We start from the raw sequence: 20,868 nt of genomic DNA, 5'->3' as shown, positions 1-20,868 counted from the left end.
ACTGTAGTTAATCCTCATAAGGATAGCAATATTTGACATAATAAGGATAGCAATACTTGAATGGTTGACCCGCGATCAATTACACTCCCGCCATGGATGATCGGCGGGTTCGTTGACCACCCCGAGACGGGGCCGAGTTCCGCAGCGTCGCATCGCGGAGACCGTCGCGGCCGAACTGCGCGACCACATCCTCTCCGACGACAACTACCGCCTCCCCACCCAGGATCAGCTGGTCAAGGACTTCGGCGTCAGCTACCCCTCCATCCGGGAGGCGCTGCGCATCCTCGAGACCGAGGGCCTGGTCACGGTCCGGCGCGGCAACGTCGGCGGCGCCGAGGTACACCGGCCCGACGAGGTCTCCGCGGCCTATCACCTCGGGCTCGCCCTGCAGGGTGCGCGCGTGACGCTGGGCGATCTCGCGTCCGGACTCCAGACACTCGAGCCGATGTGCGCTGCCGCGTGTGCCCGGCGCGAAGACCGCGCCGAGGTGGTCGTCCCGGCCCTCGAGGCCGCCGTCGACGACTCGGCCACCAAGGTCGGCGACGGTGTGGCCTTCACTCAATCCGCCCGCGAGTTCCACGATCTCGTCGTCTCGTTCACACCGAACGTGACCATTCGCTACGTCGTCAGCACGCTCGTGGCCCTATGGTCGGCACAGGAGCAAGCTTGGGCGGAAGCGACGACCCGGCGGGGCGAGTACCCGTCCGAGGCCGATGCGCGCGACGCCGTGCGCTTCCATCGCCGGCTCGTCGAGCAGATCGCCGCGGGTCAGGCCGAGGAGGCCGAGCGGTTGGCGCGCGCGCACCTGGCCGCGACACAGGCAGTGGTGCTCGAACGTTTCGACGGCGGCGTCGTCAACGCGTCGTCGGCCATGTCGCGCCAGTCGATCCAGTCCGGCCACCGCGCACGCCTCTAGCCGAGTCGCGCCGAACTCGCCGATTTCCTCAAGGCGCACCGCTCCCGCTTGCAGCCCGGCTGAACCCCCCGGGACTTCGCGCGGCTCTCCGCAGCCTGGCCGCACTACGCCGATGATCGAATCACGGTGGAGCGCAACAGTATTCACTCGCCGTGCGCCGTATCCCACCGCCGCGCGCCTACCGGCAGTACGCGACCGCGTTCACCCCCGCTGACGGAGCCGAATCGCACGACCCGCCCCGCGCGACCCAGCGCGGGGCTTCTTCGTACGCGGATCACCACGCGATTCCCCATAAAACCGCACGTCACCGACGGTAGAGTACGACTTGCTTCATAGGAGATCGTGATTCTCATTCCTCGCGCATGCTACCTAATCCTTACAAGGATAACAATACTTGCAATGCTCACGGCTTGCTGGCAGGCTCCGAGCCACCGATGAAGTGGTCCGCATCACGCTCCGGCGATCCGCAGGACAGCGACGCCACCCATCGCGGACCCCGACGCACTCACCCGGAGGAGGCCCCACCTTGATTCAAGGGGCGCGCTACATCAGCACCACAGCAACGAGCCTCGCCGAAGGGTGGAGCCTGGAACGCCTCACGCCGCCGAGCCGGCTCTTCGGCGCCAACGGCCTGCGCACCGGCCCCGACGGCCGCATCTACGTCGCACAGGTGACCGGCAGCCAGATCAGCGCCCTCGACGTCGCCACCGGCGGACTCGAGACGATCAGCGCCAAGGGCGGCGACATCATCGCCCCCGACGACCTGGCCTTCGACGACCACGGCAACCTGTTCGCCACCGAGGTGATGGACGGGCGGGTCAGCATGCGCGGCGCCGACGGCCAGACCAGGGTGTTGCGCGACGATCTGCCGAGCGCGAACGGCATCACCGTGCACCAGAACCGGTTGTTCGTCAACGAATGTCGCGTCGGCGGACGGCTGATGGAGCTGTTCACCGATGGCAGCGAGCCCCGCGTCCTGGCGGAAAACCTCGCCATGCCCAACGCCATGGAGGTCGGTCCCGACGGGCTCCTCTACTACCCGGTGATGGGCACCAACGACATCTGGCGGATCGACCCGCGCGGCGGCGAACCCGAACGCGTCGTCGGCGATCTCGGCGTGCCCGACTCAGTGAAGTTCGACGCGGCGGGCAACATCGTCTCCACCCAGGTGAGCACCGGCGAGGTCCTGCGCATCGATCCCCGAACCGGACAGCGCACCGTCCTGGCCACCCTGAACCCCGGCCTGGACAACTGCACGTTCGTCGACGGCCGGCTCTTCGTCTCCAACTTCACCGGTGAGATCACCGAGATCCTCGACGGCGGCGAGACCAGGACGACCCTGCCCGGCGGCCTGAACTGGCCGCTGGACCTCACCGTCGGCAGCGACGGCGAACTCTACGTCGCCGACGGCACCTACTTCTACGTGCTGCGCCGGGGACAGGCCCCGGAAACGGTCGGCATGCTGTTCAGCCCCGGCTATCCCGGCTTCATCCGGGGCGTCACCGCCGTCGGCGCGGGGGAATTCGTGGTCACCACCTCGGGCGGGCAGATCACGCGGTGGCGGCCGGCGAGTCAGGAGAGCGAGGTGCTGGCCGACGAACTCGACCAGCTCTACGGCGTGGCGCTCGGACCCAACGGCGACATCGTCGCCACGGAGTTCGGCCGCGGCCGGGTGCTGGCCGTGCGGTCCGGCGGCCGGGTCGAGGAACTGGCCTCGGGCCTGAACCAGCCGATCGGCGTCGCGTTCACCACCGGCGGGACCTGCCTGGTCGCCGAAGCCGGCGCGGGACGCATCGTGTCGGTGAGCAGCGCCGGGGTCGACACGGTGGTCGACGCGCTCGAGCAGCCCCAGGGCATCCTGGTGCGCGGCGACACGCTCTACATCGTCGATGTCGGCAGCAAGTCGCTGATCAGCGTCGATCTCGCGACCAAGGTCCGGACCACCCTGGCCAAGAACCTGCCGGTCGGGGCACCGCCCGGAGTCACCCCCAAGCCGCTGCGTGGGCTGCCGCCGTTCTCCGGTCCGCAGGGCCCCTTCGCCGGGATCACCGCCGGACCCGACGGCACCCTCTACCTTTCGGCCGACGCCGAGGGCAGCGTGCTCGCGCTGCGCCCCACGGCATGAACCCGGCGGTGGCGGCCGGGTCGATCGACCTGAGCGGACGCGTCGTCGTGGTGTCCGGGGCGGCGGGCGGCGGCATCGGCACCTCGGTGGTGGAGATGGTCGCGCGGGCCGGGGCCACCGTGATCGCGGTGAGCCGTTCGAAGGACAACCTCACGACCCACATCGACCCGCTGATCGAGCAGGGGCTCGCGGTGGTGCCGGTGGCGGCCGACGCCGCCACCGACGACGGCATCGCCACGGTGCTCGCGACAATCCGCGCCACCGAGGGCGACCTGCACGGTCTGGTCAACGTGGCGGGCGGCGCGGCCCCGGCGACGTGGATGCCCGCGCTGCGGGTGAGTCGCGCCGATTGGCGAGCGCTGTTCACCCAGAACCTCGAAACGATGTTCTTCATGAGTCAGGCCGTCGCCGCCGAATTGAAAACGCGGCAACGGCCCGGCTCGATCGTCTCGATCTCCTCGATCAGCGGCATGAACACCGCGCCGTTCCACATCGGCTACGGCACGGCCAAAGCCGCGTTGGTGGCCGCGACCCGGACCCTGGCGGTCGAACTCGCCGCCGACGGCATCCGGGTCAACGCCATCGCCCCCGGGGTGACCAAGACCCCCGCTTCGGCGACCTATGTCGGCGAGGACGCCGACCGGGACCGGCGCGCCATCGCCATGGGTCGGCGCGCGCGGCCCGAGGAGCAGGCGGGCGCGATCCTGTTCCTGCTCTCGGACCTGTCGACCTACATCACGGGTCAGACGCTGCTGGTCGACGGCGGACTCGACCTCAAGTGGACCCATCTCGACGCCGATCACACATCGCTGTTCCTCGAGGACGACGCGTTCCGCACCGCCATCACCCGCTAGGAGAGGTCATGACCGACACCACCGAGTCCGCGCTCACCGCTACCGAGGAGGCGCTGTCGACCCCGCGCTCGATCGGCGTGGAGGCCTATCTGTCGCCGGACTACGCCCGCGCCGAACGCGACAAGCTGTGGACCAAGGTGTGGCAGCAGGTCGGTCGGGTCGAGGAACTGGCCCAGGTCGGCGACTTCCTCACCTACGACATCCTCGACGACTCGATCATCGTGGTGCGCTCGGCGCCCGACACGCTGCGCGCCTACTACAACGTCTGCTCGCATCGGGGCCGCCGACTGATCGACACTCCCCCGGGCGCGCGGGAGGCGCACGGCCGCCGCAAGCAGTTCGTCTGCGGGTTCCACGGCTGGCGCTACGACCTCGAGGGCCGCAATACCTTCGCGGCCGAGCAGCAGGACTGGCCGTGCGGGCTGACCCCGGACCGCACCCGGCTCGGCGAGGTGCGGGTCGACACCTGGGGCGGCTGGATCTGGATCACCATGGCCCCAGAGGCCGAGCCGCTGCGGGAGTACCTGGAACCCGCGGCCGGGCTGCTCGATCCGTTCCAGCTGGAGAACATGCGCTATCGGTGGCGGCGTTGGCTGGTCTTCGACTGCAACTGGAAGGTCGCGTTGGAGGCGTTCATGGAGACCTACCACGTGCCCTACACCCACCCCGAGTTCATGAACTTCGGCAATTTCCTCGGGTGGTCGCGCGCCCAGGGCAAGCACAGCAACATCGGCTACGACGCGCCAAAGGGCATGGAGGAGAACCAGGCCAAGCTGCGCCTCGGCGCCGGACCCGACGCCCGCATGTCCACGGCCGAACTCCAGAACTTCACCTGGGAGAACGCCAACACCAACACCACCCGCACCCTGGTCGACGCCGCGAATCGGCTGGTCGCGGAGCTGCCCGAGGGCACCCCGGCCGATCAGGTGCTCAAGCACTGGCTGCAATCGGCCCGCGAGTACGACGCCGATCGCGGGGTGGTGTGGCCGACGGTGGACCCGCAGGTCGTCGCGGCGGCGGGGACCGCGTGGCAGATCTTCCCCAACTTCCAGATCGGGCACGCGCTCAACAACATGCTCTGCTACAGCGCCCGGCCCTACGGCTACGACCCCGACAAGTGCATCTTCGAGGCGGCCGTCTACGAACTGTTCCCGGCCGGCCAGGAACCGAAGACCGAGTGGGAGTACACCGCGGCCGACGATCCGGCCTGGCGCACCGTGCTGCCCCAGGACTTCTCGAACATGGCCGCCGTGCAGCAGGGCATGAAGACGCGCGGCTTCGCCGGGCCGATGCCCAACCCCTACCGCGAACGCAGCGTCGTGAACCTGCACCACAACCTGGCCACCTACATGGGCACCGGCGCACCGCGCGACCTCGCCTGAGTCCCGTGCCCTGATCACCCGAAACACCGCACCACACCGAGGAATTCGCATGCAGAACTGCGCACCAACGCAGACACCCGAGGTCGATCACGAAGCGCTCCGGGCGAAGTATCTCGCCGAACGCGACAAGCGCATCCGCCCCGAGGGCCAGCAGCAGTACGTGACGGCCGAGGCGGACTTCGCCGAATATCACGAAGCCGACCCGTACACCCCGGTCCAGCCGCGACCGCCGATCTCCCAGGACATCGACGTCGCGATCCTCGGCGGCGGGCTGGCCGGACTCGTCACCGCCGCCCGGATCAGCGAGGCCGGGGTGGCGGACTTCCGGATCATCGAGCACGCCGGCGATTTCGGCGGCGCGTGGTACTGGAATCGCTACCCCGGCATCCAGTGCGACACCGACTGCTACTGCTATCTGCCGTTGCTCGAGGAGGTCGGCTACGTCCCGAAGCAGAAGTACTCCTACGGCGACGAGGTCTTCGAGCACTGCCAGCGCATCGGCAGGCACTTCGGTCTCTACGACAAGGCGATCTTCGGCACGCTCACCCGCTCGATGGCGTGGGACGAGTCGATCCAGCGCTGGCGGATCGGCACCGATCGGGGCGACGAGATTCGCGCCCGCTTCGTCGTCATGTGTCAGGGCCCGTTCAACCGGCCCAAGCTGCCCGGCATCCCCGGTCTCGGCGATTTCGCGGGACACACCTTCCACACCGCGCGCTGGGACTACGAGTACACCGGCGGCGACATGCGCGGGGGCCTGGACAAACTCGCCGACAAACGGGTGGCGATCATCGGGACCGGCGCCAGCGGCGTGCAGTCCATTCCCCACCTGGCCCGCTCGGCGCGCCATCTCACCGTCTTCCAGCGCACCCCGTCCTACATCTACGAGCGCGGCAACGTGCCCACCGACCCCGCGTGGGCCGAGAGCTTGCAGCCCGGCTGGCAGGAGGAGATCCGCCGCAACTTCCACACCGGTGCGTTCGAAGCCTACGGTCCCGGTCAGGACGATCTGGTCTGCGACGGCTGGACCGAGGTCAGCCGCAATGTGCGCGACCACCTCGACAGCACCGGCGGGTGGGCGGAGCTGACGCCGGAGAAGTTCATGGAACTGCGGGAGCAGGCGGACTATCGGGCGATGCAGCGGGTGCGTGACCGGGTCGACGAGATCGTCACCGACCCGGCGACCGCCGAGGCGCTCAAGCCCTACTACCGGTTCCTGTGCAAGCGGCCGTGTTTCAACGACGAGTACCTGCCGACCTTCAACCGCGACAACGTCACGCTCGTCGACGTGTCCGGTACCAAGGGCGTGGAGCGGATCACCGCCCGTGGCATCGTCGCCGACGGCGTCGAACACGAGGTGGACTGCATCATCTTCGCCAGCGGTTTCGAGATCACCACCGACCTCGACCGACGCTTCGGCATCGCCCCCTACGTGGGCCGCGACGAGCTCTCGCTCTACGACCACTGGGCCAAGGGCTACCGCACCCTGCACGGCACGATGACCACCGGTTTCCCGAACCAGTTCTTCACCGGGTTCGTCCAGGGCGGGGTGACCGCGAGCACGACGGCCATGTTCGAACAGCAGGCCCGCCACATCGCCTTCATCATCGAGCAGACGATGAGCCGGGGCGCGACCACGGTCGAACCCACCGCCGACGCGCAGGAACAGTGGTGCGCGACCGTGCGCGAGAGCGCGATCGACAACAGCAACTTCCAGCGCGAGTGCACCCCCGGCTACTACAACAACGAGGGCGAACAGCAGATCCGCTCCCACCTCGGCGACCCGTACTGGCCCGGCTTCTACGCCTTCGAGGATCTGCTCCAGGCGTGGCGCGACACCGGCGAGCTGCCCGGCCTGGCGCTGGGCACCCCGACCGAACCGGCCCGATGAGGCGCGCGGCGAGCGGAGCCCACCATGTCTGAACTCGGGTTCGAGGGCAGAGTCGCCGTGATCACCGGCGCCGGACGCGGATTGGGCCGCGCCTACGCGCTGCTGCTCGCCGCGAAGGGCGCCAAGGTGGTCGTCAACGACCCCGGCGCCACCATCAGCGGGGACAGCGGCGACGCCGGAGTCGCAGCGGCGGTGGTCGAGGAGATCACCGCCGCCGGCGGCATCGCGGTGGCCAGCACCGATTCGGTGGCGACGGCGCAGGGCGGGCGCGCGATCGTGGCGACCGCGATCGAGGCCTTCGGCCGGATCGACATCATCGTGCACAACGCGGGCAACAACCGGTACGCGCCGCTGGCGCAGATGTCCTACGAGGACTTCGACGCCGTCCTCGACGTCCACCTGCGCGGCGCGTTCCACGTGGTGCGCCCGGCGTTCGCGCTGATGTGCGAGGCCGGATACGGCCGGGTGGTCCTCACCTCCTCGATCGGCGGGCTCTACGGCAACCACCGCGTCGCCAACTACGGCGCCGCCAAGGCGGGGCTGATCGGACTGTCGAACGTGATCGCGCTCGAGGGCGCCGAACACGGCGTGCGCTGCAACGTGATCGTGCCCGCCGCGCTCACCCGCCTCGCCGAGGGCATCGACACCTCGGCCTATCCGCCCATGGACCCGGAACTGGCGGCGCCGGTGGTGGGGTGGCTCGCGCACGAATCCTGCTCGATCACCGGCGAGATGCTGGTGTCGATCGCCGGACGCGTGGCGCGGGCGTTCATCGCCGAGACCCCCGGGGTGTACCAGCCGAGCTGGTCGATCGAGGAGGTCGGCGCGCGGATCGACGACATCCGGGCGACCGAGGATCCCTGGATCCTGCCGGTCGTCCCCTCCGGACACATCGACCACATCACCAAGAGCTTCGCGACAGCTATGAAGGGCAGCACGCATGTCGGTTAAAGTCTACGAACGCATTCTGCAACTCTTCGAAGCCGAGGGCATCAACACCCTGTTCGGCATTCCCGACCCCAACTTCGTGCACATGTTCCATCTCGCCGAAGAACGCGGTTGGACGGTGGTGGCCCCGCACCACGAGGAGTCGGCCGGTTTCATGGCCGAGGCGGTGTCCCGGATGACCGGCAAGGCCGCGGTGTGCATCGGCACCCTCGGCCCCGGCGTCGCCAACCTGGCCGGGGCCATGATGTGCGCCAAGGTCGAGAACTCGCCGGTGATCTTCCTGGGCGGGCAGCGCGCGCGGATCACCGAACAGCGGGTGCGGCGCGGTCGCATCCAGTTCGTCAAGCAGGCGGAACTGTTCGAGCCGTCGGTGAAGTACTGCGCCAGTATCGAATACGCCGACCAGACCGACGAGGTCATCCGGCAGGGTCTGCGCAAGGCGCTCTCGGGCACCCCCGGCCCGGTGTACATCGAGTACCCCTCGCACGTCATCCAGGAGGAACTCGAGGTCGGGCCCGCGCTGGCGCCGTCGGCGTATCGCCTGGTCGGGCAGACGGCCGGTGCGGACCGGATCGCCGAGGCGGTGAACTACATCCGCGCGGCGAGCCAGCCCGTGCTGCTCGTGGGACACGGCGTGCACACCACGCGCGCCGGCGAGTCGGTCCGCGCGCTGGCCGAGGCCATGGCCTGCCCGGTCATCCAGACCTCGGGCGGCACCTCCTTCATCCCCGGGCTCGAGGACCGCACCTTCCCGTACGGGTTCTCGGCGGCGGCGATCGACGCGGTCGTGAAATCCGACCTGTGCCTGGCCGTCGGCACCGAACTGGGCGAACCGGTGCACTACGGGCGCGGACGGCACTGGGTCGACAACGAGGCCAACCGCAAGTGGATCCTCGTCGAGCAGGACCCCGAGGCCATCGGGGTGAACCGATCGGTGGACGTGCCGCTGGTCGGTGACCTGCGCGCGATCGTCCCGCAGCTGGTCGAGGCGCTGCGCGAGACCCCACGCACCCCCACCCCCGAGCTCGCGGGCTGGATCGAACAGGACGCGGCCCAGCTCGCGGAACTGGCCGAGACCGCGCCGTCGGGGATGTCGCCGGTGCACCCGGCGCGGCTGATCGTGGAGGCGACGCAGGCGTTCCCGGCCGACGGCATCATGGTGCGCGACGGCGGCGCCACCACGATCTTCGGCTGGACCTACTCGCAGGCCAAACCCCATGACGTCATGTGGAATCAGAACTTCGGCCATCTGGGCACCGGCCTGCCCTACGCGGTAGGCGCGGGCGTGGCCGACGGCGGCAAACGACCGATGATGCTGATCACCGGCGACTCCTCGTTCCAGTTCCACATCGCCGAACTCGAAACCGCCGCGCGACTGAACCTCCCCCTGGTCTGCGTGGTCGCGGTCGACTACGCCTGGGGGCTCGAGGTCGGCGTCTACAAGCGCACCTACGGGCAGGGCTCGCTCGAGACCGGCGTGCACTGGAGCAAGAACACCCGGCTGGACAAGGTCGCCGAGGGCTTCGGCTGCTACGGCGAATACGTCGAGCGCGACGAGGACATCGCCCCCGCCATCAAACGCGCCTACGCCAGCGGGCGACCGGGCGTCATCCACGTCGCGGTCGACCCGAAGGCGAATTCGGAAGAAATGCCGAGCTACGACGAATTCCGCACCTGGTACGCGGAAGGCACTCAGTGAGGAAATCATGCGTGAATATCTGAAGCTCTACATCGACGGGCAGTGGACCGACCCCGCCGAGCCCCACACCATCGACGTGGTGAATCCGGCCACCGAGCAGGTGTGCGGCACGGTGGCCGTCGGCACGGCGGCGGACGTGGACCGCGCGGTCGCCGCCGCGCGCGCCGCGTTCGACGGGTGGTCGAGCACCGAGCCCGCGCAACGGCTCGCGCTGCTGCGCGCGGTTCTCGCCGAATATCAGAAACGCGCCCCCGATCTCGGGGCGGCGCTGATCGAGGAGCTGGGGGCACCGGCCGCCCTGGCCAACGGCTTCCAGGTGGACCTGGGGACGGGCCACCTCAGCACCACGATCGAGGTCCTCGAGGGATTCCGCTTCGAGGAACAGCGCGGCGCGTCACTGATCGTGAAGGAGCCGATCGGGGTCTGCGCCCTGATCACCCCCTGGAACTGGCCGCTGAACCAGATCGCGGTGAAGGTCTTCCCCGCGCTGGCCACCGGCTGCACCATGGTGCTCAAGCCCTCCGAACTCGCGCCGTTCTCCGGACAGATCTTCGCCGAGATCCTCGATGCCGCCGGTGTTCCGGCCGGGGTGTTCAACCTGGTGCAGGGCGACGGCCTCGCGGTCGGCGTGCCGTTGGCGAGTCATCCCGACGTCGACCTGGTCTCGTTCACCGGCTCGGCCAGGGCGGGCATCGAGATCGCGCGCAACGCGGCGGCCGGGGTCAAGCGGGTCACCCAGGAGCTCGGCGGCAAGAACCCCAACATCATCCTCGATGACGACGCCTTCGCCGAGAACGTCGGCAAGGGCGTGGTGAGCATGATGCTCAACTCGGGCCAGACCTGTAGCGCGCCCTCGCGCATGCTGGTGCCCGCCTCGCGGATGGCCGAGGCGATCGAGGTCGCCCGCGGTGCGGCCGAGGGGGTCACCGTCGGCGATCCGCACGGCGAGTTCGCCATCGGCCCGGTGGTCTCGGCCAACCAGTTCGACAAGATCCAGACACTGATCGCCAAGGGCATCGGCGAGGGGGCCACACTGGTGGCAGGCGGGCCCGGCAAACCGGACGGTCTGAGCATCGGCTACTACGTGCGGCCCACCGTCTTCGCCGAGGTCACCAATGACATGACCATCGCCCGCGAGGAGATCTTCGGGCCGGTCCTGACGATCCTGGGTTACGACGATCTCGACCACGCCGTCGAGATCGCCAACGACACCGAGTACGGCCTGGCCGGCTTCGTCGCCGGCACCGACCTGGCGCAGGCGCGCGCGGTCGCCCGCCGGATCAGGGCGGGGTCGATCGCGATCAACGACGGGTTCGATTTCCACACGCCCTTCGGCGGTTACAAGAAGAGCGGCAACGGCCGCGAGTGGGGCGATTTCGGCTTCCACGACTACCTCGAGATCAAGGGCGTGCTCGGTTACGCGCCGCCGGAAGAATGAGAGGCGACCGATGCCTACCCTGGCCACGAAGAAACTGAGCGACGCCGTCGGCGTGGAGGTGCTCGACGCCGACGCCGACCGGCTGCTGCACGACCCCGACATTCCGGCCGCGTGCATGGCGGCGCTCGAGGAGCACGGCGTCCTGCTGTTTCGCGAACTGCACATCGGCGACGACGCGCAGGCGGCGTTCGGGCGGCGGTTGGGCGAGCTGGTGCAGTTCCCGCTCTACGCCAACCCCGATGTCATGCAGATCAGCTTCGACCCCGACAATCCCAACGCGGAGTACTTCGCGAGCAACGATTTCTGGCACCTCGACGGCGCGTTGGACGCCATCCCGGCCAAGGCGTCGATGCTCAGCGCGCACGTGATCGCCACCGAGGGCGGCGAGACCGAGTTCGCCAGCACCTACGCGGCCTACGACAACCTCTCCGACGACGAGCGGCAGCGCGTCGCCGACCTGCGAGTGGTGCACACCTTCGCCGCGATCCAGCGCCTGACCTACCCGGACCCCACCGAGGAGCAGCTCACCGAATGGGCCTCGCGCACCGTACGCGAGCATCCGCTGGTGTGGCAGCACGACACCGGGCGGCGCTCCCTGGTCTTCGGGGCGACCACGTCCCACATCGTCGACATGGACCCCGAGCAGGGGCGCGCACTGCTCGACGACCTCCAGGCGCGCGCCACCGCACCGGAGCGCGTGCTGCGCCACGCCTGGTCGGTGGGCGATCTGGTGATCTGGGACAACCGGGGCCTGGTCCACCGGGCGTGCGAGTTCGACCGGCGCGAACCGCGGCGGATGCACCGCACCACCCTCGCCGGCGACGAGGCCATCAAATGAGCGCCCGCACCGCGATCGTCACCGGCGGCGCGTCGGGGATCGGCGGCGCGATCAGCGCACGGCTCGCCGCCGACGGGGCATCCGTCGCCATCTTCGACCTCAACGGTGACGCGGCCAAGGACGCCGCCGCCGCGATCGAGAACGCCGGCGGTCGGGCGATCGGCCTGCCCGTCGACGTCACCGACCGCGCGGCGATCGACGCCGGGGTCGACGAGGTCCGCGCTCGGCTCGGCCGACCGGCGGTGCTGGTGAACAGCGCCGGTCTCACCCTGGACGGTCCCTTCCTCGAGATCAGCGCCGAGACCTGGAACCGGGCCCTGGCGATCAATCTCACCGGGACCTTCGACTGCTGCCAGGCGGTGATCCCGGACATGATCGAGCAGGGCTGGGGACGCATCGTCAACATCTCGTCGTCGAGCGTGCACAGCGGCGCGGCCGGGCTGGCCGGGTACGTCGCGGCGAAATCCGGCGTGGTGGGTCTGACCAAGGTGCTCGCGCTCGAGTTCGCCAAACGCGGCATTACGGTGAACACCATTCCGCCGGGCTTCATCGACACCCCGATGCTGCGCCACACCGTGGACCGGGGGTTCATCGACGTCGAGGCGCAGATCGCGCGCACCCCGGTCGGCCGGATCGGCACACCCGCCGACGTGGCCGCCACCTGCGCGTTCCTGGTGAGCGAGGAGGCCGGCTATCTCACCGGCCAGATCATCGGCGTCAACGGCGGGCGGAACACGTGACGGCGGCGCAAGAGCCCCGCATCGCGCCGTTGCCGAAGGCGGAATGGTCCACGGAGATGACCACGTTCATGGCCGAGTATCGCAGCGCGGCGATCGGCGACAAGCCGTCGACCGGGCGGCAGAGCGGGGCGAACCTGCTGGGCACGCTGGCCAGATACCCGGCGCTGGCCAAACCGTTCCTCACCTTCAACGGGCACTTCCTCTACGGCTCCACGCTCTCGGCCCGGCAGCGCGAGCTGCTGGTGCTGCGGGTGGCGGCGGTCCAGCGCTGCGGCTACGAGTGGGCCCAGCATTCGATCCTGGCCGCCGACGCGGGCCTGGAGCCCGAGGAGATCGCCCGAATCGAACGGGGTCCGAGCGCGTCGGGGTGGTCGGCGATCGACGGCGCGCTGCTGGCCGCCGTCGACGAGCTGCTCGGCGACGGGGCCGTGAGCGCCCCGACCTGGACCGCCCTGGCGACCGAGTTCGACGAGCACCAGCTGATGGATGTGGTGTTCACCGTGGGCATGTACGCGATGCTCGCCATGGCCCTGAGCTCGTTCGCCGTGGCGGCCGAAGCCGCGCTGGTTCCGTACCTGCCCGCACCGGAGTAAGCGCGGGCAGGTGGGCGCGGATTATCCGCGGCGGGTGAGCACCGCGTCGGCGGCGGCCCAGTGCTCATCCGCCACCCACAGGCGCGCGAAGGCCGCGACGGCTTCCTCGGCCGACACCCCGCCGACGACGCGCTTGATCTCGGCGGCCTGCGGGGTGGCCAGCGATCGGGCCAGCGCGCGCCAGCCGTCCTCGAACTCCGCGCGCGGCAGCACCCGATCCACCAGGCCGAGGCGCTGCGCCTCGACGACGTCGAGGATCGCGCCGGACCCGGCGAGCAGCAGCGCGCGGCTCTTGCCGACGAGGGCGGCGAGGCGTTCCGCGCCGCCCCAGGCCGGCATGATCGCCAGCGCGGACTGGTTGAAGCCGATCTTGATATCGTCGGCGGCGACGCGGATGTCAGCGGCCACCGCGAACTCGGCGCCGCCGCCGAGCGCATGCCCGTTGAGCGCGGCGATCACGGGGGCGGGGAAACTCGCCAGCCGGTCGCAGATCGAGCGCATCCGCCAGGCCATCGCCGCGGCCTGTTCCTCGGTGCGCAGAGCGCTGAGTTCCTTCAGGTCACCGCCGGAGACGAACGCGCGCTCACCGGCGCCGCGCACGACGAGGGCGCGCGCACCCGCCGCCTTGTCGAGCGCCTCGTCGAGCTCGTCCATCGTGACGGGCGCGATGGCGTTGCGCGCGTGCGGTCGATCGATCGTGATGACCGCGACGCCCTCGTCCAGCTCGAGCTCGACCATCTAAGATTCTCCCATCACGAGATTGTCATTCTTGTTTTCAGAGAATAACATCATCGCCGCAGAACTTCGGATCGGGCATTGGAGTCTCACGTGCGCAGCATTCCCGCCGACTTGGTCGAGCACTACCGAACGCAGGGCTGGTGGACCGGCGAACCGATCGGCGAGCTGCTGACGCGCGGCCTCGCCGCCGCCCCGGACACCGAATTCCGGGTGCACTCCGCCGAGCGTCCCTGGTCGGGCACCTTCGGCGAGGTCGAGCACCGGGCCCGACGCCTCGCCGCGGGCCTGCGCGCTCGTGGCGTCGGACCCGGCGACGTCGTGGCCTTCCAGCTGCCCAACTGGATGGAGGCCGCCGCCACCTTCTGGGCGTCGGCCTTTCTCGGTGCGGTGGTGGTGCCCATCGTGCACTTCTACGGCCGCAAGGAACTCACCTACATCCTCGAGGCGACCACGCCACGGGTGTTCATCGGAGCGGAGCGGTTCGGGCGCCTCGAGTTCCAGGCCGATCTCTGCGCCGACATCCCGATCGTCGGCGTGGTGGGACGCGACTTCGACGACCTGCTCGCCGACGAACCGATGCCCGGATTCCTCCCGACCGATCCGGGCGGCCCCGCGCTGATCGCCTTCACCTCGGGAACCACCAGCGCGCCCAAGGGCGTCGTGCACAGCCACGAGACCCTCGGTCACGAAACCCGGCAGCTGTCCGCCTGGTACCCGCCCGACCGCGGCAAACAACTCACCGCCGCACCCGTCGGGCACTTCATCGGCATGGTGAACGCCTTCCTGATCCCGGTGCTGGACGCGTCGCCGGTGAACCTGGCCGATGTGTGGGATCCGCAGCGCGTCCTCGCGCTGATGCACAGCGACGGACTCACCGTGGGCGGCGGCGCGACGTACTTCGTCACCAGCCTGCTCGACCACCCCGATTTCACCGCCGCGCATCTGCCCCGGATGCGGTACGCGGGCCTGGGCGGGTCGTCGGTGCCCGCGGCGGTCACCCGCAGGCTCGACGAACTCGGCATCACGGTCTTCCGCTCCTACGGCAGCACCGAGCACCCGTCGATCACCGGGTCACAGATCACCGCGGCCTCGGACAAACGCCTGTTCACCGACGGCGATGTCCTACCCGGCGTGGAGATCCGCCTGGCCCCCGACGGCGAAATCCTCAGTCGCGGACCGGAATTGTGCCTCGGCTACACCGACGACGCCCTCACCGCCGCCGCCTTCGACGCCGACGGCTGGTACCGCACCGGCGACATCGGCGAACTCGACGCCGACGGCTACCTCACGATCACCGACCGCAAGGCTGACATCATCATCCGCGGCGGCGAGAACATCAGCGCCCTCGAAGTCGAGGAGGTCCTGCTGACAATGCCCGGAATCGCCGAGGCGGTCGTCGTCGCCGCACCGGATGCCCGCCTCGGCGAGCACGCCGCCGCCGTGGTGCGGCTGCGCACCGGCCACGAGATGCCGACCATCGACGAGATGCGTACGCATTTCGACAAAGCCGGTGTCGCCAAACAGAAGTGGCCCGAGGAACTGCACCAGGTCGAGGACTTCCCCCGAACCGCCAGCGGCAAAGTGCAGAAGTTCCACGTCCGACGAAACATCGCGACCGCCAACCGATGAACGGCTGAACTCCCGCGCCCAGACGTAGAGCTGCGAAATCCACGCGGCGACCGCGTACGGGATCGAATCTGCGCGACCGATGGTGTCGAACCGACGCCATCGGCGCGCAGTTCGAGAACGCTTGGCCACCTTCGATTTCCAGCAAAGGATGATGCCGGGCGATCAGGTCTGAACTCGCCCGCTGGGCCGGTACGGCTACGACCTCCTGCGGTACGGCCATCGAAGTCGTCCGATCTGACGGACCTCGCACTCGGCAATTCCGCTCTGCCATCGCATTCCACTACCGTCGACGGCATGCGCGACAGCCAGTGGACAATCCTTGGTGAGCGGGTACTCGACGAGAGCCGGCACATCCGGCTGTCGACCGCCGATATCCGCCTGCCGGACGGCGTGGAGTTCACTCAGTACGTCGCCCGGATGCCACGGTGCGCGATGACACTGGTGCTCAATGATTCCCGCGAGGTCCTGCTGATGTACCGGCACCGGTGGATCATCGACCAGTGGGTATGGGAGCTGCCCGGCGGATACGTCGACCACGCTGAAGACGTGGCCTCGGCAGCGGCCCGCGAAGTCGAGGAAGAAACCGGGTGGCGCCCCCGCACCATGCAACACTTGGTGACCTACCAACCCGCGATCGGCACTCTCGACCATCCACAGGAGGTGTACCTCGCTCGCGGTGCCGACCTCACCGACACACGCCCGGACATCAACGAAGCCGAGGCAATCCGGTGGGTGCCGCTCGATGAGGCTGTGCAGATGATCGACCGTGGCGAAATCATCGGTGCGGCAACTGTAGTCGGCGTATACCGAGCGCTCACACTGACCTAGGAGTGCGTTCGGCGGGACTCCGCGCCACCAACCAATTCGAGCGCTTTCGACCCACCCGGTCCGCTTCGCATGGTCTTCCATCGCGAGGCTGGACGCGAGCAAGTACAAGTTGAACACGCGCCCACGCTGGTACCCATCGCTCATATTCAGCGACGCCCGCGCAAGTACTAGTGCGTGGTCCGATCAAGAATCAACGACAATGGGCAACTGACGTCGGAACCAACTCGACAGGAGTTGTCCTTGTGCGGATGACCTACGATTCGGCGGCAAACGCCGCGATGATCTACCTCGCCGATCGCATCGGTCCCGGACAAGCCGTCCGGCAACAAGCAGTACCACTCGACGGGGCCGAGATGGTCCTGGATTTCGATGTCGATGGCGTGCTACTCGGCATCGAGGTGATCGGCGCACGCGAAACCATCTCGGCCGAAGTACTCGACGCGGCTGAACAAATCGGATGATCCCCGCCGGTTCGGGCTACTCGGCACACGCCGCGGGTAGCCCGAACCGGCGGCTCGATCTGATGACCGCATCAACCCGAAGCGAGATGCGATCACCTGGCATTGCCGCCAGTACTGTGCTGATCGACTCAGCGATCGCGGCCACCGTCGTCGACGGACTCGTCTACGACTGAGCCGAGTCTCGCGCGTCGGGGCCCGCCAGGATCGTCACGGCCGCGACCGCGGTGGGACCACCGATGGAGTGCGCCAACCCGATTCGGGCCCGGTCGACCTGGTTCACCGCGTCGCCGCGCAACTGCTCGAACAACTCCACGCACTGCGCCACACCGGTGGCGCCCGGCGGATGTCCCTTCGACTTCAGGCCGCCGCTCGGATTGACCGGTAGCGCGCCGCCGACGCTGGTGACGCCCGATTCGACGAGCTTGTGGGCCTCGAACCGATCGGCGAACCCGAGATCCTCGTAGCTCATCAACTCGATGCCGGTAAAGAAGTCGTGCACCTCGGCGACATCGATGTCCGACGGGGTCAGCCCGGCCATGCCGAACGCCTGGCGCGCGGCACGGACCGTGGCGGGGAATGTCGTCATGTCCCGCTTGTGCTGGTGCATCACCGAATCCATGCCGAGCCCGACCCCGCGGATCCACACGGGGCGGTCGGTGTAGCGATCGACCACGTCCTCGGCCACCAGCACGAGCGCCGCCGCCCCGTCGCTCTGCGGCGCGCAGTCGTAGAGCCCGAAGGGCGTGACCACCGTCGGCGCCGCGAGGGCTTCCTCGATACTGATCTCGAAGCGCAACCGCGCCTTGAGGTTTCGGACACCGTGCCGATGGTTCTTCACCGCGACCATGGCCATGTGTTCGCGTGTGGCAGGTGATTCGTGCAGGTACCGTGCCACGTGCAGCGCGAACCCGGCAGGCGCGACCAGCCCGAGCGGGTAGTCCCAGGCCATGTCACGGGTCATCGCCTCCCACTCCCACAGCATGTCCTTGGACGCGGACTCGCGCAGCTTGTCCGCGCCGACAACCAGGGCGACGTCGATGGCGCCGGAGGCGATCGCGAGCAGGCCGTTGCGGACCGCGTCGTGCCCGGTGGCGCAGGCGTTCTCGACGCGGGTCACCGGAATGTCGGGCAGCCCGAGGGTGTCGGCGAGAATGCCGGAGGCGAACCCGTCGGCGGTGCCGAGCTCACCGAACCACGCCGCCTGGATGTCGGATTTGCGCAGCCCCTTGTCGATGGTGCGCGCGCAGTCGGCGAAGGCCATCGGCACCAGATCTTTGATACCGAGCGCGAAATGCTCGGCGAAGGGCGTCATTCCGGCGCCGACGATGGCGACTCTTCTCATGCTGCCGACTCCTGTCGTTCGGGGGTTTCCGGTTCGAAGGCGTAGCCGTAGTCCGGCACGCCGGAGCGCACCGCCACGCGTCGCAACACCATGCGGCCGCGATCGCCGATGTCCACCGAACCCGGTTCGGCGCTGGTCACTTTCACCAGCGCGCGCACGCCGACCTCGTCGAGTTCGACGATGACCAGCGAATACGGCGTTTTCAGCCCGGGCACCGGCACGTGCACCGTCACCGACGTGTACACGGTGGCGGTGCGGGGCAACGGCACCAGCGTGTAGTCGGTGCGCAAAGTGCCGTCGTCGTCCACCCGATAGCGGGGTGGGAAGTCCAGTTCGTCGGTGCCGTCGTGGCGTCCGGCAGCCCAGCGCACTTTCGCCTCGAACGCGCGCTCATAGGCGGCCAGCGAGATCGGGATGTCGGCCCCGGGCACGAAGCTCGTCACCGGTTTCTCCCGCGGCGGCGGTTCGCGCCGATGCACCGGCACCGCGCCCGCCGCGACCGTGACGCCGGACAGACTGCCCTGTTCCACCCCGACCAGCGGGCCGGCCTGCCCCGCGTCCACCATCGCCGCCAGCGCGAACAATCCAGAACTCGCCCCCAAGGTGGGCAGCGGCGGCGGAGTACCGATACACAGGTCGGTGGCCTGTTCGTGATCGACACCGGCCACCGCGACCGGGGTGTCGAGCCAGGACGCGGCCAGTGACCCGAGAAGTCCGCGTTCGCGCAATAGTCGGGGGTCGCCGTAGTCGTGCACGACGCCGGTGGCGTAGCGGGTCCGGACCGGCAGGCTCCGGGCGACGCGCGCCGCGGTGCGCACCTGCAGTCCGCGTTCGCCCGTGACGGCGGCGGCCGCGCCGGCCGGATCGAGGTCGACGCCGATCACCAGGGTTCGCGGCCGCGCCGAGCCGAGGGCGTCGAGGGTCGCGGGTGCGCCGCCGAGCCGTTCGGTGACCTCGAGCTCGGAATCCAGACCGAGGCCTGCCAGTAGTACCGCGGCGTTGCCGCCTTCCAGCAGCGGCAGATCCCGGCTGACCAGCACGACGTGCTCCACCCCGGCCCCCGAGGCGATCGCGGCCCGGCCCGCTTCGACGGCGAGGGTGATCGCGTCCTCGTCGTCACCGGGTACGCGCTGTTCGGCGGTACCCCAGCACGGCAGATAGGTACCGACCGAAGCGATCAACGGCATCGTGCTCTCCCGACCTAGGTGATAATGTGATTCTCATATTAGAGAATGCAGTCTAGCAACAGGCCGGAATCGGTGACATTGCGATCCGCTCCCTGGATCTTTCCGACAATTGAATGGGGAGTCTCATGACTGGGACAACTCTCCCGCTGCCCAGCGGCGGCTTCACCGTCATCGGGCGCCTGCGCGCGTACGCCTACCACTACGGCACGGCGGTGCTGCCGGATCTCACGATCGCTGCCTGTGCCGTGCTCGTCTCCGCGGAGGCGGGCCATCTCACCCTCACCCCCACCGACTCCGAAGGCGACTCCACACCATGACCAGTGCCGGTTCCGATCTGGTGCGGCTACCGCACGAGGTACCGATCAGCTCCTACGTCGTCGATATCGACGGAATCCCGATGTCGGCGATGGTCGCCGAGGCGGCCGACCCGCGCGCCGTCATCATCGCCGTCCACGGCGGCGTGACGACCTCCGCCTACTTCGACTGCCCCGGCCACCCCCGGCTGTCGCTGTTGCGCACCGCGCCCGCGCTCGGGTTCACGGTGGTCGCGATCGACCGCCCCGGCTACGGCAGTTCGGCGCCGCACGCGGCCGACATCGCACCGCCCGCCCGCCGCGTCGACCTCGCCTACGCCCTGGTGGAGCGCGTGCTCGGGACGCGCGAGCGCGGAGCGGGGATGTTCATCCTCGCGCATTCGGCCGGGTGTGAACTGGCCGTCCGGATGGCCGCCGACGAGCGTGGCGCGCAGTTGCTCGGCATCGAACTCGCCGGCACCGGCAGGAAACACCACCCCGAAGCCATCAGCAACCTGACAGCGGCCGGGCCGGGGCGCGGCGAACGTCTGCGCGAACTGCTCTGGCAGCCGAGCCGTCTGTACCCGGCCGAGGTCTTCGGTGGCGCGGCGATCGCGTCGCCGGGCCCGGCGTACGAGGCCACCATGATGCCGCAGTGGGTGGCGCACGATTTCGAGCACACCGCCGCGAAGGTCCGCGTTCCCGTCCAGTTCACCGTGGGCGCGTACGAAAAGGTTTGGCGCACCGACCCGCTCGCGCTGGGCGAGATCACCGCGCTGTTCACGGCCGCGCCGCGCGTGCTGCTCCACGAGCAGGCCGACGCGGGCCACAACCTGAGCATGGGACACTCGGCGACCGCCTATCACCTTCGGGTGATGTCGTTCATCGAGGAATGCGTGATCACGCGCCGCTGAGATCGCCGATCAACGAAATCCGCCCCACGACAAGGATTGTCGTGGGGCGGAT

General features: G+C 68.9%; 19 protein-coding genes. 16 read left to right on the top strand and 3 right to left on the bottom strand.

All coding sequences use genetic code 11. From position 1 onward, the window contains the following. The first annotated feature begins 112 nt into the window (after positions 1–112). The 11 genes from ACFVVI_RS08960 to ACFVVI_RS08910 all read left to right on the top strand — a co-directional run bounded on the left by ACFVVI_RS08960 (position 113) and on the right by ACFVVI_RS08910 (position 13,424). Positions 113–916 (top strand): FadR/GntR family transcriptional regulator, encoded by an 804-nt coding sequence (locus tag ACFVVI_RS08960; protein WP_387444652.1) that lies wholly within the window; start codon positions 113–115, stop codon positions 914–916. Positions 917–1,442: 526 nt separating this feature from the next. Continuing rightward, positions 1,443–3,041 (top strand): SMP-30/gluconolactonase/LRE family protein, encoded by a 1,599-nt coding sequence (locus ACFVVI_RS08955; RefSeq protein WP_387444650.1) that lies wholly within the window; start codon positions 1,443–1,445, stop codon positions 3,039–3,041. Then, complete coding sequence (locus tag ACFVVI_RS08950; RefSeq protein ID WP_387444648.1) at positions 3,038–3,895, top strand: SDR family NAD(P)-dependent oxidoreductase; 858 nt, start codon at positions 3,038–3,040, stop codon at positions 3,893–3,895. Before ACFVVI_RS08955 ends, ACFVVI_RS08950 begins: the two co-directional genes overlap by 4 nt. Before the next feature lie 8 nt (positions 3,896–3,903). Then, complete coding sequence (locus ACFVVI_RS08945; RefSeq protein ID WP_387444645.1) at positions 3,904–5,277, top strand: SRPBCC family protein; 1,374 nt, start codon at positions 3,904–3,906, stop codon at positions 5,275–5,277. A 49-nt stretch (positions 5,278–5,326) separates the two neighbouring features. After that, on the top strand, positions 5,327–7,168 hold the full coding sequence (locus ACFVVI_RS08940) for a flavin-containing monooxygenase (RefSeq protein ID WP_387444642.1): 1,842 nt from the start codon (positions 5,327–5,329) through the stop codon (positions 7,166–7,168). Positions 7,169–7,192: 24 nt separating this feature from the next. Continuing rightward, positions 7,193–8,119, top strand: a complete 927-nt coding sequence (locus tag ACFVVI_RS08935; RefSeq protein WP_387444640.1) for an SDR family NAD(P)-dependent oxidoreductase — start codon at positions 7,193–7,195, stop codon at positions 8,117–8,119. After that, positions 8,109–9,815 (top strand): thiamine pyrophosphate-binding protein, encoded by a 1,707-nt coding sequence (locus tag ACFVVI_RS08930; protein WP_387444637.1) that lies wholly within the window; start codon positions 8,109–8,111, stop codon positions 9,813–9,815. Before ACFVVI_RS08935 ends, ACFVVI_RS08930 begins: the two co-directional genes overlap by 11 nt. A gap of 7 nt (positions 9,816–9,822) precedes the next feature. Next, positions 9,823–11,253 (top strand): aldehyde dehydrogenase family protein, encoded by a 1,431-nt coding sequence (locus ACFVVI_RS08925; protein WP_387444634.1) that lies wholly within the window; start codon positions 9,823–9,825, stop codon positions 11,251–11,253. Between the two features lie 10 nt (positions 11,254–11,263). After that, positions 11,264–12,091 (top strand): TauD/TfdA dioxygenase family protein, encoded by an 828-nt coding sequence (locus ACFVVI_RS08920; protein ID WP_387444632.1) that lies wholly within the window; start codon positions 11,264–11,266, stop codon positions 12,089–12,091. Further along, entirely contained in the window at positions 12,088–12,831 is a 744-nt protein-coding gene (locus ACFVVI_RS08915) for an SDR family NAD(P)-dependent oxidoreductase (RefSeq protein ID WP_387444630.1), read from the top strand. Before ACFVVI_RS08920 ends, ACFVVI_RS08915 begins: the two co-directional genes overlap by 4 nt. 56 nt (positions 12,832–12,887) lie before the next feature. Then, a complete protein-coding gene (locus ACFVVI_RS08910; RefSeq protein ID WP_387444628.1) occupies positions 12,888–13,424 on the top strand; it encodes a carboxymuconolactone decarboxylase family protein in 537 nt (178 codons plus the stop codon). Between the two features lie 21 nt (positions 13,425–13,445). Here ACFVVI_RS08910 and ACFVVI_RS08905 read toward each other — a convergent pair whose 3' ends face one another. Next, positions 13,446–14,162, bottom strand: a complete 717-nt coding sequence (locus ACFVVI_RS08905; RefSeq protein ID WP_067444827.1) for an enoyl-CoA hydratase/isomerase family protein — start codon at positions 14,160–14,162, stop codon at positions 13,446–13,448. Between the two features lie 90 nt (positions 14,163–14,252). Here ACFVVI_RS08905 and ACFVVI_RS08900 point away from each other — a divergent pair, with 90 nt between their 5' ends. From ACFVVI_RS08900 to ACFVVI_RS08890, 3 genes are all read left to right on the top strand, one after another. Next, a complete protein-coding gene (locus ACFVVI_RS08900) occupies positions 14,253–15,791 on the top strand; it encodes an AMP-binding protein (protein WP_387444626.1) in 1,539 nt (512 codons plus the stop codon). Positions 15,792–16,085: 294 nt separating this feature from the next. Beyond that, positions 16,086–16,619, top strand: a complete 534-nt coding sequence (locus ACFVVI_RS08895; RefSeq protein WP_387444624.1) for an NUDIX hydrolase — start codon at positions 16,086–16,088, stop codon at positions 16,617–16,619. Positions 16,620–16,867: 248 nt separating this feature from the next. Continuing rightward, positions 16,868–17,080, top strand: coding sequence for a DUF2283 domain-containing protein (locus ACFVVI_RS08890; RefSeq protein ID WP_387444621.1), 213 nt, complete (start codon positions 16,868–16,870; stop codon positions 17,078–17,080). A 163-nt stretch (positions 17,081–17,243) separates the two neighbouring features. On the opposite strand, the gene ACFVVI_RS08885 is transcribed toward ACFVVI_RS08890, so the two are convergent. Together ACFVVI_RS08885 and ACFVVI_RS08880 are read right to left on the bottom strand one after the other, a co-directional pair. Then, a complete protein-coding gene (locus tag ACFVVI_RS08885) occupies positions 17,244–18,422 on the bottom strand; it encodes a beta-ketoacyl synthase N-terminal-like domain-containing protein (RefSeq protein ID WP_387444620.1) in 1,179 nt (392 codons plus the stop codon). Then, positions 18,419–19,609, bottom strand: coding sequence for a Zn-ribbon domain-containing OB-fold protein (locus ACFVVI_RS08880; RefSeq protein ID WP_067444818.1), 1,191 nt, complete (start codon positions 19,607–19,609; stop codon positions 18,419–18,421). The genes ACFVVI_RS08885 and ACFVVI_RS08880 overlap by 4 nt, the downstream gene beginning before the upstream one ends. Before the next feature lie 125 nt (positions 19,610–19,734). On the opposite strand from ACFVVI_RS08880, the gene ACFVVI_RS08875 reads away from it, so the two are divergent. Next, positions 19,735–19,926: a hypothetical protein gene (locus ACFVVI_RS08875; RefSeq protein ID WP_387444617.1), complete on the top strand. Its 192-nt coding sequence runs from the start codon at positions 19,735–19,737 to the stop codon at positions 19,924–19,926. After that, a complete protein-coding gene (locus ACFVVI_RS08870; protein ID WP_387444614.1) occupies positions 19,923–20,816 on the top strand; it encodes an alpha/beta fold hydrolase in 894 nt (297 codons plus the stop codon). The genes ACFVVI_RS08875 and ACFVVI_RS08870 overlap by 4 nt, the downstream gene beginning before the upstream one ends. Positions 20,817–20,868 lie beyond the last annotated feature (52 nt).

The sequence above is a fragment of the Nocardia sp. NPDC058114 genome (assembly GCF_042884695.1).
Taxonomy (GTDB): Bacteria; Actinomycetota; Actinomycetes; order Mycobacteriales; family Mycobacteriaceae; genus Nocardia.
The sequence above is the reverse complement of the archived record's forward strand: the minus strand, read 5'-3'. Positions and strand labels throughout refer to the sequence as shown.